This window comes from Allomuricauda sp. d1 (assembly GCF_039592695.1).
In the GTDB taxonomy this organism is placed as follows: domain Bacteria; phylum Bacteroidota; class Bacteroidia; order Flavobacteriales; family Flavobacteriaceae; genus Flagellimonas_A.
Genome location: NZ_JBBUTK010000001.1, coordinates 271,797 through 286,705, shown reverse-complemented (window position 1 = coordinate 286,705; position 14,909 = coordinate 271,797). Strand labels below are relative to the sequence as shown.

General features: G+C 42.9%; 17 protein-coding genes. 6 read left to right on the top strand and 11 right to left on the bottom strand.

The window, feature by feature from the left end; translation table 11 throughout:
- Window positions 1-111: 111 nt before the first annotated feature.
- Window positions 112-861, top strand: coding sequence for a hypothetical protein (locus AAAH86_RS01375; protein WP_343485703.1), 750 nt, complete (start codon window positions 112-114; stop codon window positions 859-861).
- Here AAAH86_RS01375 and AAAH86_RS01370 read toward each other — a convergent pair.
- From AAAH86_RS01370 to AAAH86_RS01325, 10 genes are all read right to left on the bottom strand, one after another.
- Window positions 844-2,007 carry a sigma-54 dependent transcriptional regulator gene (locus tag AAAH86_RS01370; RefSeq protein WP_343485702.1) on the bottom strand — a complete coding sequence of 388 codons (1,164 nt, stop codon included), beginning with the start codon at window positions 2,005-2,007 and terminating at the stop codon, window positions 844-846. The genes AAAH86_RS01375 and AAAH86_RS01370 overlap by 18 nt on opposite strands.
- 14 nt (window positions 2,008-2,021) lie before the next feature.
- The gene (locus AAAH86_RS01365; RefSeq protein WP_343485701.1) at window positions 2,022-2,900 is read right to left on the bottom strand and encodes a DUF6268 family outer membrane beta-barrel protein; all 879 of its coding nucleotides are present in this window, start codon (window positions 2,898-2,900) and stop codon (window positions 2,022-2,024) included.
- Entirely contained in the window at window positions 2,893-3,795 is a 903-nt protein-coding gene (locus AAAH86_RS01360) for a mechanosensitive ion channel domain-containing protein (protein ID WP_343485699.1), read from the bottom strand. Before AAAH86_RS01360 ends, AAAH86_RS01365 begins: the two co-directional genes overlap by 8 nt.
- A gap of 1 nt (window position 3,796) precedes the next feature.
- The gene (locus tag AAAH86_RS01355) at window positions 3,797-5,122 is read right to left on the bottom strand and encodes an ABC transporter permease (RefSeq protein WP_343485698.1); all 1,326 of its coding nucleotides are present in this window, start codon (window positions 5,120-5,122) and stop codon (window positions 3,797-3,799) included.
- Window positions 5,115-6,047, bottom strand: a complete 933-nt coding sequence (locus AAAH86_RS01350; RefSeq protein ID WP_343485697.1) for an ATP-binding cassette domain-containing protein — start codon at window positions 6,045-6,047, stop codon at window positions 5,115-5,117. Before AAAH86_RS01350 ends, AAAH86_RS01355 begins: the two co-directional genes overlap by 8 nt.
- Window positions 6,048-6,229: 182 nt before the next feature.
- A complete protein-coding gene (dnaJ, locus tag AAAH86_RS01345) occupies window positions 6,230-7,342 on the bottom strand; it encodes a molecular chaperone DnaJ (protein ID WP_343485696.1) in 1,113 nt (370 codons plus the stop codon).
- A gap of 9 nt (window positions 7,343-7,351) precedes the next feature.
- Window positions 7,352-7,927 (bottom strand): nucleotide exchange factor GrpE, encoded by a 576-nt coding sequence (locus tag AAAH86_RS01340; RefSeq protein WP_343485695.1) that lies wholly within the window; start codon window positions 7,925-7,927, stop codon window positions 7,352-7,354.
- Window positions 7,928-8,054: 127 nt separating this feature from the next.
- Window positions 8,055-9,017: a TIGR01777 family oxidoreductase gene (locus AAAH86_RS01335; RefSeq protein WP_343485694.1), complete on the bottom strand. Its 963-nt coding sequence runs from the start codon at window positions 9,015-9,017 to the stop codon at window positions 8,055-8,057.
- A 98-nt stretch (window positions 9,018-9,115) separates the two neighbouring features.
- Window positions 9,116-9,784: a tRNA (5-methylaminomethyl-2-thiouridine)(34)-methyltransferase MnmD gene (gene mnmD, locus AAAH86_RS01330; RefSeq protein WP_343485693.1), complete on the bottom strand. Its 669-nt coding sequence runs from the start codon at window positions 9,782-9,784 to the stop codon at window positions 9,116-9,118.
- On the bottom strand, window positions 9,785-10,270 hold the full coding sequence (locus tag AAAH86_RS01325; protein ID WP_343485692.1) for a DUF4920 domain-containing protein: 486 nt from the start codon (window positions 10,268-10,270) through the stop codon (window positions 9,785-9,787).
- Between the two features lie 106 nt (window positions 10,271-10,376).
- Between AAAH86_RS01325 and AAAH86_RS01320 the strand changes: the two genes are divergently transcribed.
- Window positions 10,377-11,444, top strand: a complete 1,068-nt coding sequence (locus tag AAAH86_RS01320) for a branched-chain amino acid aminotransferase (protein WP_343485690.1) — start codon at window positions 10,377-10,379, stop codon at window positions 11,442-11,444.
- 50 nt (window positions 11,445-11,494) lie between these two features.
- Here the strand turns inward: AAAH86_RS01320 and AAAH86_RS01315 are convergent, their stop codons facing one another.
- Window positions 11,495-11,881, bottom strand: a complete 387-nt coding sequence (locus AAAH86_RS01315) for a nucleoside triphosphate pyrophosphohydrolase family protein (protein WP_343485689.1) — start codon at window positions 11,879-11,881, stop codon at window positions 11,495-11,497.
- A 39-nt stretch (window positions 11,882-11,920) separates the two neighbouring features.
- On the opposite strand from AAAH86_RS01315, the gene AAAH86_RS01310 reads away from it, so the two are divergent.
- The 4 genes from AAAH86_RS01310 (at window position 11,921) to amt (ending at window position 14,837) form a co-directional block, all read left to right on the top strand.
- A complete protein-coding gene (locus AAAH86_RS01310) occupies window positions 11,921-12,115 on the top strand; it encodes a hypothetical protein (RefSeq protein WP_343485688.1) in 195 nt (64 codons plus the stop codon).
- Window positions 12,116-12,415: 300 nt separating this feature from the next.
- Entirely contained in the window at window positions 12,416-12,787 is a 372-nt protein-coding gene (crcB, locus tag AAAH86_RS01305) for a fluoride efflux transporter CrcB (protein WP_343485687.1), read from the top strand.
- Window positions 12,788-13,214: 427 nt separating this feature from the next.
- Window positions 13,215-13,553, top strand: a complete 339-nt coding sequence (locus tag AAAH86_RS01300; RefSeq protein ID WP_343485686.1) for a P-II family nitrogen regulator — start codon at window positions 13,215-13,217, stop codon at window positions 13,551-13,553.
- Between the two features lie 27 nt (window positions 13,554-13,580).
- Entirely contained in the window at window positions 13,581-14,837 is a 1,257-nt protein-coding gene (gene amt, locus AAAH86_RS01295) for an ammonium transporter (RefSeq protein ID WP_343485685.1), read from the top strand.
- Window positions 14,838-14,909 lie beyond the last annotated feature (72 nt).

Genomic DNA, 14,909 nt, shown 5'->3' with positions numbered 1-14,909 from the left:
CCGAAATTTTAAGATTTCCGTTTCCTTTAAGCCAAGAAAAAAGCCGTATACCGAGGTAATTTCGATATCCTATATTCCTTGCCTATTTTTACCGTCCCAAATCATGCCTAAATGAAAACCATAAAGCGAGTTTTGCTGCTTATTGCCGTTGCTTCGGGCGCAGTGGGCCTATGGCTTTCATTTTCTGCTTTTGCACCCTACAGCCCTTGCGAATTTGCCAACAACAATATCTTGTTCATCAAAGAACAGACCCAACAGGCCATTGCGGCACCAGATTTAAAAATGTCGCGGTATTATGCCTACAAGGCACTCAATGGTATTTGGAACGCCCAATACAGCTTTTCAGAATGTGGTTGTGAAGATGCCATCACCAGCATGGATCTTGCTTCTGACAATCTAAAGGAAGCTACCAGAGCCGACAGTGTCGAGGATTCTAAAACATTTCTTCAAATCGCCATGAAGAACACACGAAACGGAATCAATGCCATTGATGAATATAAGAACAACCTCAGCAAGTATGGCAATGATGTACTCTCATTAAATATCAGTGAAACAAAAAATATCAGTGAGGCAGAGCCCAAAAATGAGGAGTCTTCTGACCTCAGCAGGTTTTCGGTTAAAAAAATCGAGGAAAGTCTGGACAAATACAGCAAATCGATTGACAACGTTGTAAAAATCAATGACTGTGCAAAAGCCCGGGAATTTATTCTTTCAACCCGAAAGAAAACGGAAGCTGATCTGCTGAGTCCCGACCTTTCACAACGAAAGCATTACTATCACAATCGTGTACTGCAGATTACCAAAGAAGCACTGAACAAATTGGAGGGTTGTTCAGGTCAAAGTCTACTTGCTCGCAAATAGCTTGACATCGTTGTCGGTGACCTCGTCTCCTGCAAGGATGATCAAACGCTCGACCACATTGCGGAGTTCACGCACGTTGCCCGTCCAATCGTACCCTTTTAGCAATTCGACCGCTTTTTTTGAAAACGGTTTTTTTGGTGACCCCTGTTCTTCGGCTATTTTACTTGAAAAGTGCTCAATCAACTGCGGAATGTCGTCCCGTCTTTCATTGAGTGACGGAACCTTGATCAAGATTACCGCCAACCGATGGTAGAGGTCTTCCCTAAACCGATTTTCTTCAATCTCCATCTTTAGGTCCTTGTTGGTGGCCGCAATCACCCTGACATCCACTTTGATATCCTTATCAGAGCCGACCCTAGAAATCTTGTTTTCCTGTAATGCCCTGAGTACCTTGGCCTGCGCTGAAAGGCTCATATCACCAATCTCATCCAAAAAAATGGTGCCCTTGTTGGCGGTCTCAAATTTACCGGCCCTATCTTTGACCGCTGAGGTAAAGGCTCCCTTCACGTGACCAAACAGCTCGCTTTCTATCAGTTCTGAGGGAATGGCCGCACAGTTCACCTCTATGAACGGAGATGATGCACGCGCGCTTTTTTGGTGCAACCAGTGGGCCACAAGTTCTTTACCCGTACCATTTGGGCCCGTAATCAGTACGCGGGCATCGGTCGGGGCCACTTTCTCTATCATGTCTTTTATATTGGTGATTTCTTTGCTGTCACCAATCATTTCATAGTTTTTGCTGACCTTTTTCTTCAATATCTTATTCTCGACCACCAACTCTTTTCGGTCAAGGGCATTCCTTACTGTTGTGAGCAAACGGTTGAGGTCTGGCGGTTTTGAGATGTAGTCAAAGGCACCCAAGCGCATGGTATTCACAGCTGTATCGAGGTCCCCATGGCCAGAAATCATGATAAAGGGTACTTCAGGTTTGATTTTTCGCGTGGCTTCCAACACCTCGACCCCGTCCATTTTTGGCATCTTGATATCACAGAGCACAAGGTCAAAATCCTCTTTTTTAATGGTATCCAGTCCTTTGGCGCCGTCCTCGGCTTCCAGAACTTCGTAGGTTTCACTTTCTTCGCTCAGTATCTTGACCAATACCCTTCGAATGGCTGCTTCATCTTCAATCACCAATATTTTTGACATACTATCTATAGGTTTTAAAAAATAGAAATTTTGAATCCTCCCCTAAGATAAAAATTCCCATCCCGGTTTAGGGTAAAAACATTGTCTCTTTTATCATTTCTGAGGATTCCCTCCTGCTCTATGGTATGGCCCATGAGCACATAGAACGAGGTTCGCTTTGCAATTCGGTATTGATAGCCCAAGGCAGCCACCAACGCAGACAACGAAATGCGGGAGCCTGTTCGACCATCGGGCAGGGCGATGTCGTTCTGAATATTGATAAAATAACCATCAAGCAGCACGGATGCCTGTAAAAACTGTTTTTCTGTCAAATGGTAGCGAAAGTTTGTCCTCGGTATGCCCAAGGTATACGACCATTTGGGGTGAAAACGTTTATAATAGCTCACCAGAGGAAGCGGAAAAGGCAGACCGGTCGTGCTATTGAAAGACAGTCCCAATACCAGACGAAAAGGTTTGTCGCCTTCGGGTACATCCTTTAAAAAAGTCGCGGTAGCATTGAAGAAAAAATCGTCGCCATCAGGACTCTTGACAAAGTTTGAGGCCAAACGGGGTGTCACAACCGTAATCAATCGCCAATTTTCGTTCCATTTGGTGATATGGCCCAGATTGAAATCCACGATATGAAATGTATCAAGTTCGCTGTTGTCAAAAGGAAGTTCGACCGAATAGCCCACATCAAATTGATTGTACTCGGCTCCGGCGACCAGGTAGTTGTCTTCATTCAGCTTGATCGGTATGTTCAAAAGAAACTTATAGCGAGAAGTTTCTATGCCGCTCGCATTCTTGGGAATTCTCAGGTAGTCAATGCGAAGAACGTCGCTGCTTTGGGCAAAGCCATCCATGGCCAAAAATATCAAACTGGTGCACGCCAGTACGTGCCGACACCTAAGCATCAGAAGTGGTGGTTTTTGAATAAAGATGAACATCTCTTTGCGGGAACGGAATGGTCACATTGTTCTGCCTGAACTTATTATCGATATTGTAGCGCATTGCACTTTTGATACGCGGGTCGCCAAAACTATCGTTGGTAAAAAAATTGATTGAAAAGAGTAATGCCGAGTCACCAAAATCTTCAAACAGCACAAAAGGCTTTGGATTCTTCAAAACACCTTTTTGCTCAGCCGCCACTTCTTCCAAAAGTTTTGTGACCAATTGTACATCGCTTCCATAAGCCACACCTACGGCGACCTTCTCACGGGTCATGCGATGGTTTTGGGTATAATTAAAAACCAGGTCACTGATAAATTTGTGGTTGGGTATGATAACCACCTTATCATCTCTGGTGATGGCTCTCGTGGTCCGCAACTTAATTTCAAAGACCTTGCCCACTTTGCCCTCTACTTCAATAATGTCACCGACATGAATCGATTTGTCGACAATGATGTAAATGCCGGCGATAACATCTTGAAAGAGTTCTTGCAAAGCGAGACCCAACCCGACAAAAAGGGCGGCAGAAGCCGTAATCAGCAATGTGATGTCGATACCTGCCGCACTGACCGTCAAAAGTGTGACCGTCACATACACTATGTACTTGATGAACTTAAAAATGCTGACAAATTTCAGTTTGTCATCAGGCTCCATTTTTCGGGTCAAAAATTTGCGGAGCCATTTCATCAAAAAACTCGTGACAATAAAGGCCGTTATCAGCAGTAACAACAACCCAACCGTAATATGAACAGATTTTTCACCAGAGCCCCAATGGAAGCCCCAGTTCAAAAAATCTTTGATCGAGCCCCAGATATCTTCTTTGAGCACTTCTTTTATACCGCTGTCAGTATCTTGTGGCATGCTAATATCTTAACCATTTAAAGAGTTCACGATAGGTCGGCTTTTTGCCATACATCAAAATACCCACCCTATATATTTTTGATGCAAACCAAACAATGCCTATAAAAGTAACGATTAGCAAAAAAATTGATGCCGCCAATTGCCATACAGGCACTCCAGCTTCACCAATACCACTGGGCAGACGCATCAACATGACTATGGGCGAGGTCAATGGAAACAGTGAAAAACCCACTGCTATGGGGCCGTGCGGATTATTGAATACCGAGAAAAAACCGACATAAATGGCCAACATCAAAGGCATGATGATGGGGAAGATGAATTGTTGGGTATCCGTCTCATTGTCTACCGCCGCACCAATCGCCGCATAAATGGAGCTGTATATCAAATATCCCAAGATGAAATAAATGAAAAAAGAAAATATCAGGGTCAACCATGGTATTTTGAGCATTTCTTTTAGATACGTTTCCAACTCGTCGGTTGGGGGTGCCTGAACGGAAGATAAATTATCCATCGCTGGGTTTGCATTCAAGGCCATCAAATCAATATCAAATATCAGGGCAGCTACAAACAACAGCAACGAAGCTGAAAAAATCCAGATGGCAAACTGGGTGATGCCTGCCAGTGATGTTCCAATGATTTTGCCCAACATCAACTGAAACGGTTTTACTGAAGAAATAATGACCTCAATGATACGGCTGGTTTTTTCCTCAATCACAGAGCGCATGACAAATCCACCATAAATAATGATGAACATCATGATCAAATACCCAAAACCGCCCCCAATGAATGCCTTGATTTCATTGATGCCCTTCACATTGGCCTCGCCTGAGAAAGTCTCTGTACGAATATCAAAATTCCTCTCAACATCCTTAAAATCAGTGGGCGATACACCTATCTGTTGCAAACGTTCTTGGCGCAAATGACGTTGAAAAATGTCTTCTAGCGACGAAACGATATAATTTGTAGGGCTATCTTTTGTATAAAGAATGGCGTTGTTCGCGGCGGATTCCATCTCATTATTTTGGGGAATGTGCAACAACCCATAATAGCCCAAACTTGATGTGGAGTCTTTAGCGGCTTCGACTGAAATAGCATCGTAATGCACATAAGACATATTTTCTTTCTGAATGAACTCATCTTGAAAAAAGGGGCTCTCGTTCAAAACTGCGATGACCCGTTTTTCACTATCATTGATTTTGGTGAGATATGCAATGAGCACGACCATGCCCACGAGCAACACAGGGCTCAAGAAGGTCATGACGATGAACGATCGGTTACGGACCTTTGCCAGATATTCACGTTTGATGATCAGCCCCAGTTTACCCATGCCCATTCTTTTCATTTACAGTTCGAATAAAAATATCGTTGGTAGAGGGAATGATTTCTTCAAAATGGTTGAGATTGCCCATCTTGGAGACTTCAGCTACAAAGGCCGAGGTGTCGCCTGAAGAAAGCTGCACTTTAAAACCCACTTGTGGGCCCTCGTTGATAAAAGGCTCACTGATTTTAAATTTTCCATCAAGTTTTTTCAATACATCTTCACTGTTGGATGGCTGTAGCCCCACTTTGTAAATATTTCTTTTATAGGCCTTTTTGATATCCGAAAGCTTGCCATCCAAAACTTTGTGCGAGCGGTTCAACAGTGCAATATATTCACAGAGTTCTTCAACGGATTCCATTCTATGGGTCGAAAAGATGATTGAGGTGCCCTGCTCTTTCAAATGCAGTATCTCATCTTTAATTTTATTGGCGTTCACCGGGTCAAAGCCGCTAAAAGGCTCATCAAAAATCAACAGTTTAGGTTCGTGAAGCACGGTCACAATAAATTGGATTTTCTGGGCCATGCCTTTTGAAAGTTCCTGAATTCTTTTGTTCCACCAATCACCAATCTCGAGCCGTTCGAACCAATATTTCAATTTTGTCTTGGCATCATTTTTTGACAACCCTTTCAATTGGGCCAAATAGAGTGCCTGTTCGCCAACCTTCATGCTTTTGTAGAGCCCCCGTTCTTCCGGTAGGTAGCCGATGGTGGCGATATGCTGCTGTTGAAGGGGTTCGCCATCCAGAAAAATCTGTCCAGAATCTGGAAATGTGATTTGGTTGATGATGCGTATGAGCGTGGTTTTTCCTGCCCCGTTAGGGCCCAATAATCCATAAATACAATTCTTGGGTATTTCTAGGTCAATGTTGCTCAGTGCAGTTTGGTCACCGAACTTTTTGGTGATCCCATCAGCAACAAGAATATGGCTCATCAACTATTTTTTTCAAAGATACAGAAATCAAAGTGTCACAAAGACGACCCCTAAAAATGCAAAACCCATCCTTAAAAAGATTAAGGATGGGAAAAAAATTGCTATGAAAAAGAAAATTAAATATTGGTTGCCCAATATCATCCAAATATACACTTTTTCTATAAAAACAGAACTTTAATTCGTTATGAGAACATATCTTTTACTTTTTCAAAGAATGATTTGTCTGATTTTTCGGGTTTTGGCTCAAAATTCTCATCATTCTGCATGCGTTCAAAAAACTCTCGCTGTTCTTTGTTCAGTTCTTTTGGCGTCCATACATTGACGTGCACCAAGAGGTCGCCGTTACCATAACCATTTAGGCTGGCTATGCCCTTGCCCCTCAACCGCAATATCTTTCCTGATTGTATGCCGGGTTCCAGTTTGATGCGTACCTTACCGTCGACCGTATCTATTTCTTTTGAAGTGCCCAGCACCGCATCAGATATGTTAATGTAGAGGTCGTAATGCAAATTATCGCCCTCTCTTTTTAAATACGGGTGTTCTTCAGTTTCAATGGCCACCAACAAATCGCCCGGAATACCATCACCCGGAGCGGCATTGCCCCTGCCGGAAACTTTTAATTGCATGCCTTCTTCAACACCTGCTGGAATCTTGATCGACACCATTTCTTCAACCACTTTTAATCCTTGTGCATCAGCGTCACTGGGTCGCTTGTCGATGACCTGGCCGGCACCGCCACAGCTGTTGCATGTTGTTGCGGTCTGCATGCGGCCCAAAATGGTATTCGTAATCTTGGTCATTTGACCACTGCCGTTACAGGTAGGGCATGTTTTATAGGTTACGCCATCGGCCTGTACCTTGCGTTTTACCTTGACTTTTTTCTCGACGCCTTTGGCCACTTCTTGAAGGTTAAGCTTGACCCGGATTCTGAGGTTGCTGCCCTTGACCCTGCGCTGGCCTCCACCAAAACCGCCAAAACCGCTAAAACCTCCTCCGAAAGCACTGCCAAAGATATCTCCAAACTGGCTGAAAATATCTTCCATGTTCATACCGCCAGAGCCGAATCCACCCCCTTCAAAGGCCGCATGACCAAATTGGTCATACTTGGCGCGTTTGTCTGGATCGCTCAGCACCTCATAGGCCTCAGCCGATTTTTTGAACATTTCTTCGGCCTTGGCGTCACCCGGATTTTTATCTGGATGGAATTCCAGTGCCTTTTTGCGGTACGCTTTCTTTATTTCGGCCGCAGTGGCATTTTTAGATACGCCCAGTATTTCGTAATAATCTTGCTTCATGTATCTTTTTTAAGTACCGACCACCACTTTTGGATGCCTGATGATTCTGTCACCAAGTTTGAATCCTTTTTCGATGACATCGATGATCTTGCCCTTCATTTTTTTATTCGGGGCAGGTATCTGGGTAATTGCGTCGTGAACTTCGGCATCAAAAGCATCGCCTTCGGCAACCTCAACTTGTTCAAGCCCTTTGTTCTTCAGTGTTTCGCGCAATTTGACATTGATAAGTTCAACGCCCTTGAACATTTCTTTATCCTCAGATTTTGAAAGTTCTTTCAGCGCACGGTCAAAATCATCGAGTACGGGCAACAACGCCTGCATCACTTCTTGACCTGCAGTTTTGAACAATTCAATGCGTTCTTTTGAAGTGCGCCTTTTAAAGTTTTCAAATTCGGCAAAAAGTCGAAGAAACTTATCTTTTTCTTTTGCCAGTTCTTCTTTCAATTGTTCTTCAACAGAAAGTGCCGGCTCTTCTTCTCCAACTTCAGAAGTCTCTTTATTTATGGTATCAAGTTCGGTATCTTCAAAGGATTCTTGGTCTTTGACCGCTTCATCCATCTCTTCTACTTTACTCTTCTTGCTCATGTATCTTGCTTTAAATCATTTTAGGTCGGCAAAAGTACTGCCAATTCTCTAAAAATGTCAAAATGTCACAAATAGAATAAAAAAATCCGCCAAAAGGCGGATGAAAGTCATTTTAGGAATGTTTTATTTAAACATATTCTTTGGTATACGAAGCCGATGTCGATGTTTGAGTGCCAGCATCATCTACAAGCAGATCCTCAAGTGCCCCCATGATGTTCGGGTGTATGAAGCTAAAACCGGTATTCTCGATTTTTTTGCTGCTGACCCGCTGACTGGCAAATAACAGATAGGCCATTTCGCCCAAAATAGTTTGCATCACAAATTTGGGGATATTGGGTAAGAACAAAGGCTTTTTGAGGGTGCTTGCTATACAGGTTACAAGCTTTTCGTTGGTCACCGGGTTGGGAGCCACCCCATTGTAAATTCCGTTGAAAGCATAATCTAAAACATGAACGAACATACGTGCCAAGTCATCAATATGGATCCATGATTGCCATTGTTCGCCCGAACCAAAAGCGGCACCCGCATAATACTGAACAGGCTTTACCATTTGCGGCAAAGCGCCGCCATTCATCGAAAGCACTAAACCAATTCTGATTTTTGCCACGGGAAATTCAAATTTTTTAAGCGTGTCGATTTCTTTTTCCCAAGCTTCGACGACTTCCCCGAGAAAACTATCGTCTACGGCCGTTTCGTCTTCTTCGTACAATGTGGTCATTGAGTCCGGATAAATACCAATAGCGGAAGCTGAGACAAAAGACTTGATATCTGTTGTCGGATTTTCATCCAAGGCTTTACGTAGAGTGCTGAGGCTGTCTAACCTGCTACTGAGAATGGTTTGCTTATAACTTTTTGTCCATCTTTTTGAAATGCTGGCCCCTGCCAGATTGATGATTCCTGAAACGCCATCAAAACATGCGGTGTCAATCTCGCCTTTTTTGGGATTCCAATAGAATCCTTTATAGTTTTCAGCAGATTCTATTTTTTGTTTGCTGGTGGTCAAATAGTGTACGGTATCACCACGTTCATGTAGCCGTTTGGTGATTGCTTTTCCGACCAGTCCAGTTGCGCCAGTAATCAAAATCTTCATGTAGTCAAAACTTTATTTAAACAAAGATACCGCTTCAAAATATTGGTATTGCGTGCATTAGCGAAGGTTTAACAAAGTACCCCACGTTTTCAGTTAAATTAGTATAAAACCTTTCTCGCCCTTAACATTTCGCGCTTTCCTGGCGGGCCTTCAAGCCGTTCTACCTGAAAACCTACGTGCTGCATTGCCCGCCGAACGCTGCCCTTTGCGGCATAGGTCACCAAAATGCCATTTGCTTTCAGAGCGGTGTACATGCCTGAAAAAACAGATTCCGTCCACAATTCTGGCTGTACCCGGGCACCAAAGGCATCAAAATAGATAAGATGATATTGCTGGTCATCTGCAATTTCTTTGAAGTCTTTTTGTTGCTTTTTTAAATTAAAATCGGGTGTAATCGCTATCGATTCTTCCCAAGGAGTGTTATGCATGCTTTCAAAATGCTCCTTAAAGTTTTCGACATCCAAAACTTCGATATAGTTGAGTTGCGCTATTTCCTCAATACTGACCGGATATGCCTCTACCCCGGTATAATCGATTTTCAAACCCAATTTTTTTGACTCCATCAACGTAATCAGGGCATTGAGCCCGGTGCCAAAGCCAATTTCCAGTATAGAAATATGTTCATTGTTAAAAAGTTGCAGCCCCTTCTTGATGAAGACATGATAGGCCTCTTGTACCGCACCGTGTTTTGAATGGTACTGCTCGTCCCAATCTGAAATTTGAATGGTTTTTGACCCATCGCCCGTTATGATGATTTTGCGCTGCACCTATTCTTCAATCAACACCCCAGCAGCTTCAAAGCGCAATGTTCTTTTGGGTTCAGTGATTTTGGCCACCTCAGCACGACTTTTGCCTGCATCATGTGCATAATGGCGTTGCTCATCTACAGAAAGCTCTTCAACAAAAGCTTTGCCGTTCACAATGACCAAGTTCTTGTTCAAGTCTGTGGGAACAAAAAAGCCATAATCTTTGAACTTCACGAGCACCTCTTTACCTTCTTCTTCATTCAATTGCAGATTCATCCAGCAGCCTTTGGCCTGGCAGACCTCATTGACGTTGGCCGAAAAAGCAACGGACAGTGAATCACCTACCTTAAGGTTTTTGTACGCATCTGCCATTGCTTCAACAGTCAAAATTTTGTTGGGGGTAAATGGTGTTCCATAAAGCGAATAATCTTTTTTTGTCTCGATTTCTTGGCCGTATGCCACATTGAGCACTAAAAAAGCTGCAAGTAATATGTTAAAACTTTTCATAATTCAAAAAAATGGATTGTAACCCGTGTAAACTGGGCATTTTCAGCGTAAAAATGCAACTTTAATTGACTTTTATCGCTAATTTTAATCATTAAATTTTGTTCGTATGTCAACCCTAACGGAAAATATTTCAGTTGAAAAGGTAAAATCTTCAAGGCTTCAAGAAGTAGATTTTGACAATCTTTCTTTTGGTAGCGTTTTTACCGACCACATGTTGGTGGCAAAGTATAAAAATGGAGCTTGGGAAAATCCTAAAATAGTGCCCTACCAACCTTTGACCTTAAATCCTGCTGCTAAAATTTTCCATTATGGCCAATCTATTTTTGAGGGAATGAAAGCCTACAAAGATGAGCATGGCAGTGTTTGGCTTTTCCGTCCGAAAGACAACCAAAAGCGGTTGAACATTTCGGCAAAGCGTATGGCCATACCCGAATTGCCCGAGCATATTTTTATGGATGGCCTTGAGGCCCTCTTGCGATTGGAGAAAGATTGGATTCCCACCCAAGCAGGCAGCTCGCTGTACATCAGACCATTTATTTTTGCTTCTGGGGAAGGTTTTCATGCTTCGCCAGCCAATGAATACACCTTTATCATCGCACTTGCACCGTCTGGTGGCTATTTTAGCGGAAAGGTTAAGGTCTTGATTGAAGAAAAATACTCTAGGGCGGCCAACGGGGGGGTTGGTTTTGCCAAGGCCGGTGGCAATTATGCCGGGCAATTTTATCCTACCCAACTGGCCGTTGAAAAAGGATACCATCAAGTCATCTGGACGGATGACGTTTCCCACGAATATCTTGAAGAAGCGGGTGCCATGAATGTTTTTGTGCGGATTGGTGATACACTCATAACAGGGCCGACCAGCGACAGAATTCTGGATGGTATCACCCGAAAAAGCATTTTACAGATTGCCGAAGATGAAGGCATACCCACTGAGGTACGAAAGATTTCGGTAGCTGAGGTCGTGGAAGCTGCCAAAAAAGGAATGTTGAAAGAAATGTTCGGTGCAGGCACTGCAGCAGTAGTGTCGCCGATCTCTGTTTTTGGCTATCAGGGCACCGATTATGAATTGCCAGAATTATCAGAAAGTTATGCCGACCTTCTCAAAAAACGAATCACCGATATTCAGTACAATCGTGGCGAGGATAAGTTTGGTTGGCGGCACCAAGTTGTATAAGGTCTGAAAAAAAAGCCAAAAAGTGGCTTTTCGCCCTTTTTTGACAGGCCCTAATTTTCAAGTATCGCCTTGATGTCGGGCCTAAAATAGTTCGGCCCTTTCAATACTTTGCCGTCTTCACGGTATATGGGCTTTCCATTTTGGTCCAATTTACTCATGTTGCTTCGCTGTATCTCTTCGAACACCTCTTCAATCTTGTGCTGCATGCCGTGTTCCAAAATGGTGCCGCACAAGATGTAGAGCATATCGCCAAGCGCATCAGCAACCTCTACCAAGTCTCCGCTATTGGCCGCTTCGAGGTATTCCCTGTTTTCCTCATCCATCAAATTGAAGCGCAAGAGGTTTTTATCGATTCCCAAGTCAGCCTTGGGTTCTTTTGACACCCCAAGACCAAAAGAAATGTGAAACTGTTCTACCGCTGCTATTTTACTTTTCATTCCGTAGGCATTGCTTTAAATTTGTCTAAAAATAGCTCGATGCTCAGTCAAGGTCAATTGATTTTTGCAATACTTTTCATCATTTTTTTCACAATTTTGATAGTGCTTGCCTACAAAAAGGACAAAAAACTGCACAAGAAGAATTATAAAGGTGTCATTTGGGTGCTCATTTCTTTTATCATATTTGTAGGTATTCTCGTTATGACCAAATATCTTCTCAGAAATTATGCCTGAACATTGCCTACACCACAAAAATTAACAAATACACAACATTATTTGCCGTTCATTCGTATAGTATAGGAAAAGACGTACATTTGTAATCAACAAAAAACACCCATGATTACTTTCTTTGGCATTTTATTCATTCTTTTGATTATCAATGCACTATTTCTAATTTTTAGTGTAAACGGTGCTCGAGATAGGTTCAAAAAACCACTTCAGAAGATATCTGGCAATCCTGTTTCTAAACTTCTTTCGAACGACTATTCCGAAACAGAATATAAAGAAGCGGTATAGTCCGTATCTTTAAATTCGATGAAGCAGGTTCTTATTGTTTTTCTTGGGGGTGGACTTGGAAGTGCTTTGCGTTTTCTGATAGCCAAAGCGTTAAATCCCGTTCATGACAAATTCTTTCTCGGAACTTTTGCCGTCAATATCATAGGGTGCCTTCTCATTGGTTTCATCTTTGGGCTATCACAAAGGGGCAACCTTCTCAATTCTAATCAAACGTTGCTCCTCGCCACAGGGTTTTGTGGTGGCTTCACCACTTTTTCGGCATTCGCCTTTGAAAAACACCATCTTTTAAAGGCTGGTGAACCTTGGTATTTTTTTATCTATCTCGCTTCCAGCATACTTCTGGGCATATTCGCCGTTGCCTTGGGGCTCTGGTCTTCACGTTTCGTATAAATTCTAAGCACACCTCCCATTGCGCATTTGTATTTCTTTTAAAGAATTTCTCCCATTTTTTCCCGTACCCTAAAGGGATAATGGAAGAAATCTTTATTCCATCCTTTAGGACAGGAGGAAAAGAATGAAGATTTCGACATCATTTGACGCTTTTCCATCAAAATGCACAACGGGTGACGTCCATTTTATTTTAGATTGAATTGTCCATCGCAATTCAAGGGGCTTTCCTACATGCGGTCCTCGCCCAACAATATTTCCTTGGTAACAAATTATTAACAATTCAATAAAATATATTTTAAAATCATGTACCCCTAATTTTGGGGGGGTGTTATCGCAATAAAGATAAAAATTGATGCTATTACCCTAAAAATTTAGATACTCTCATATCGAATACTATATATTTGGCACACTAATTAACTTAATTATTATGAAAAAAGTCGAGGCAATTATTAGAAAATCGAAGTTCGATGAAGTGAAAAAAGCACTTCACGAAATCGAGGTCAACTTCTTTAGTTACTGGGACGTAACTGGGGTTGGAAATGAAAAACAAGGTCACGTCTATCGTGGTATTTCTTACAGCACAACCGATATACAACGACGCTATTTGGTCATTGTGGTTTCTGATGAATTCTTGGAACGCACCGTCAATGCCATATTTGACTCAGCAAGCACCGGAAACGTCGGTGATGGCAAAATATTCATTTCAGAAATCGTTGAAACCTATCGCATACGGACGCGAGAAAGTGGCAACCCAGCAATAAACTAAAACTAACCAACTAACAATACTATTAATATGGAAACAGGATTATTTACAGCCAACAATGTGTGGATGATGATATGCACAGGCCTGGTATTCGCCATGCACTTGGGCTTCTCTTTTTTGGAAATCGGACTTACCCGTCAAAAAAATACGGTCAATATCTTATTCAAAAATGTCTTTATCATCTGTATTGGGCTCTTGCTCTACTATATAGGTGGATTCAATTTAATGTATCCAGGCTTTGAAGATGGCGATGCAGGATTTTTGAAATTTGCAGGTTGGGGCATTGGAGCGCCAGAAAATGGCATGACCCCCGATTATGCCGATGGTGGTTATACATGGTGGACAGACTTTTTGTTTCAGGGCATGTTTGCGGCCACTGCTGCAACAATCGTATCGGGTGCCGTGGCAGAACGTATAAAACTGGGCACCTTTATGATTTTCGTTATTCTTTATGTCGGCATTGTTTACCCCATAGTGGGGTCGTGGCAGTGGGGCGGTGGATTCCTCTCCACACTTTCTTATGGCGAAGCTGAAGGGTTCTATGATTTTGCAGGTTCTACTTTGGTCCACTCTGTGGGCGGATGGGCCGCTTTGATTGCCATTTACCTTCTCGGCGCACGTATCGGAAAATTTGATGAAGACGGTAAGGTGAACGCAATACCTGGCCACAATTTACCTTTGACCGCCGCAGGGGTTCTTATTCTCTGGTTGGGATGGTTTGGCTTTAATGGAGGTTCGGTGCTTTCTGCCGATCCGGCAACCACTTCATTGGTATTGGTGACCACCTCATTGGCAGCGGCAGCAGGTGGCGTGGCCGCATTTTTGACCTCTACCCTCTTGTACAAAAACTATGATTTGACCATGTTCCTCAACGGTATCTTGGGCGGACTGGTGGGCATTACCGCTGGTGCAGATTTGATGTCGCCCAACGAGGCCGTGATCATCGGTCTTTTAGCAGGTGTCATCATTGTGCTCGGTGTAGCCTTAATCGATAAATTGAAATTGGACGATCCCGTTGGTGCCGTGGCAGTGCATTTAATCTGTGGCATTTGGGGCACATTGGCCGTAGGTATTTTTGGTGCCAAGGCTGGCCTTGACCAATTTTTGGTGCAATTGGCAGGTGTCGGTGCTGCGGGTGCTTTCTGCTCCGTCGTAGGTTTTGTCATGCTGTTTGCATTGAAAAAGACCATGGGGCTTCGGGTTTCAAAAGAAGAAGAGATCGAAGGTCTCGATATGCACGAACACGGTATGGATGCCTATGCCGATTTCAGGATGAATCAACATTAATATGTAATAATGGAAACGGAGCGTTTGGCAGAACGCTCCGTTATCAACCATTTCAATCTCTAGTATCAAATC

Coding starts and splice junctions, on each gene's coding strand:
- AAAH86_RS01375 (WP_343485703.1), top strand. CDS start 112: ATGAAAACCATAAAGCGAGTTTTGCTGCTTATTGCCGTTGCTTCGGGC.
- AAAH86_RS01370 (WP_343485702.1), bottom strand. CDS start 2,007: ATGTCAAAAATATTGGTGATTGAAGATGAAGCAGCCATTCGAAGGGTA.
- AAAH86_RS01365 (WP_343485701.1), bottom strand. CDS start 2,900: ATGCTTAGGTGTCGGCACGTACTGGCGTGCACCAGTTTGATATTTTTG.
- AAAH86_RS01360 (WP_343485699.1), bottom strand. CDS start 3,795: ATGCCACAAGATACTGACAGCGGTATAAAAGAAGTGCTCAAAGAAGAT.
- AAAH86_RS01355 (WP_343485698.1), bottom strand. CDS start 5,122: ATGGGTAAACTGGGGCTGATCATCAAACGTGAATATCTGGCAAAGGTC.
- AAAH86_RS01350 (WP_343485697.1), bottom strand. CDS start 6,047: ATGAGCCATATTCTTGTTGCTGATGGGATCACCAAAAAGTTCGGTGAC.
- dnaJ (WP_343485696.1), bottom strand. CDS start 7,342: ATGAAGCAAGATTATTACGAAATACTGGGCGTATCTAAAAATGCCACT.
- AAAH86_RS01340 (WP_343485695.1), bottom strand. CDS start 7,927: ATGAGCAAGAAGAGTAAAGTAGAAGAGATGGATGAAGCGGTCAAAGAC.
- AAAH86_RS01335 (WP_343485694.1), bottom strand. CDS start 9,017: ATGAAGATTTTGATTACTGGCGCAACTGGACTGGTCGGAAAAGCAATC.
- AAAH86_RS01325 (WP_343485692.1), bottom strand. CDS start 10,270: ATGAAAAGTTTTAACATATTACTTGCAGCTTTTTTAGTGCTCAATGTG.
- AAAH86_RS01320 (WP_343485690.1), top strand. CDS start 10,377: ATGTCAACCCTAACGGAAAATATTTCAGTTGAAAAGGTAAAATCTTCA.
- AAAH86_RS01315 (WP_343485689.1), bottom strand. CDS start 11,881: ATGAAAAGTAAAATAGCAGCGGTAGAACAGTTTCACATTTCTTTTGGT.
- AAAH86_RS01310 (WP_343485688.1), top strand. CDS start 11,921: ATGCTCAGTCAAGGTCAATTGATTTTTGCAATACTTTTCATCATTTTT.
- crcB (WP_343485687.1), top strand. CDS start 12,416: ATGAAGCAGGTTCTTATTGTTTTTCTTGGGGGTGGACTTGGAAGTGCT.
- AAAH86_RS01300 (WP_343485686.1), top strand. CDS start 13,215: ATGAAAAAAGTCGAGGCAATTATTAGAAAATCGAAGTTCGATGAAGTG.
- amt (WP_343485685.1), top strand. CDS start 13,581: ATGGAAACAGGATTATTTACAGCCAACAATGTGTGGATGATGATATGC.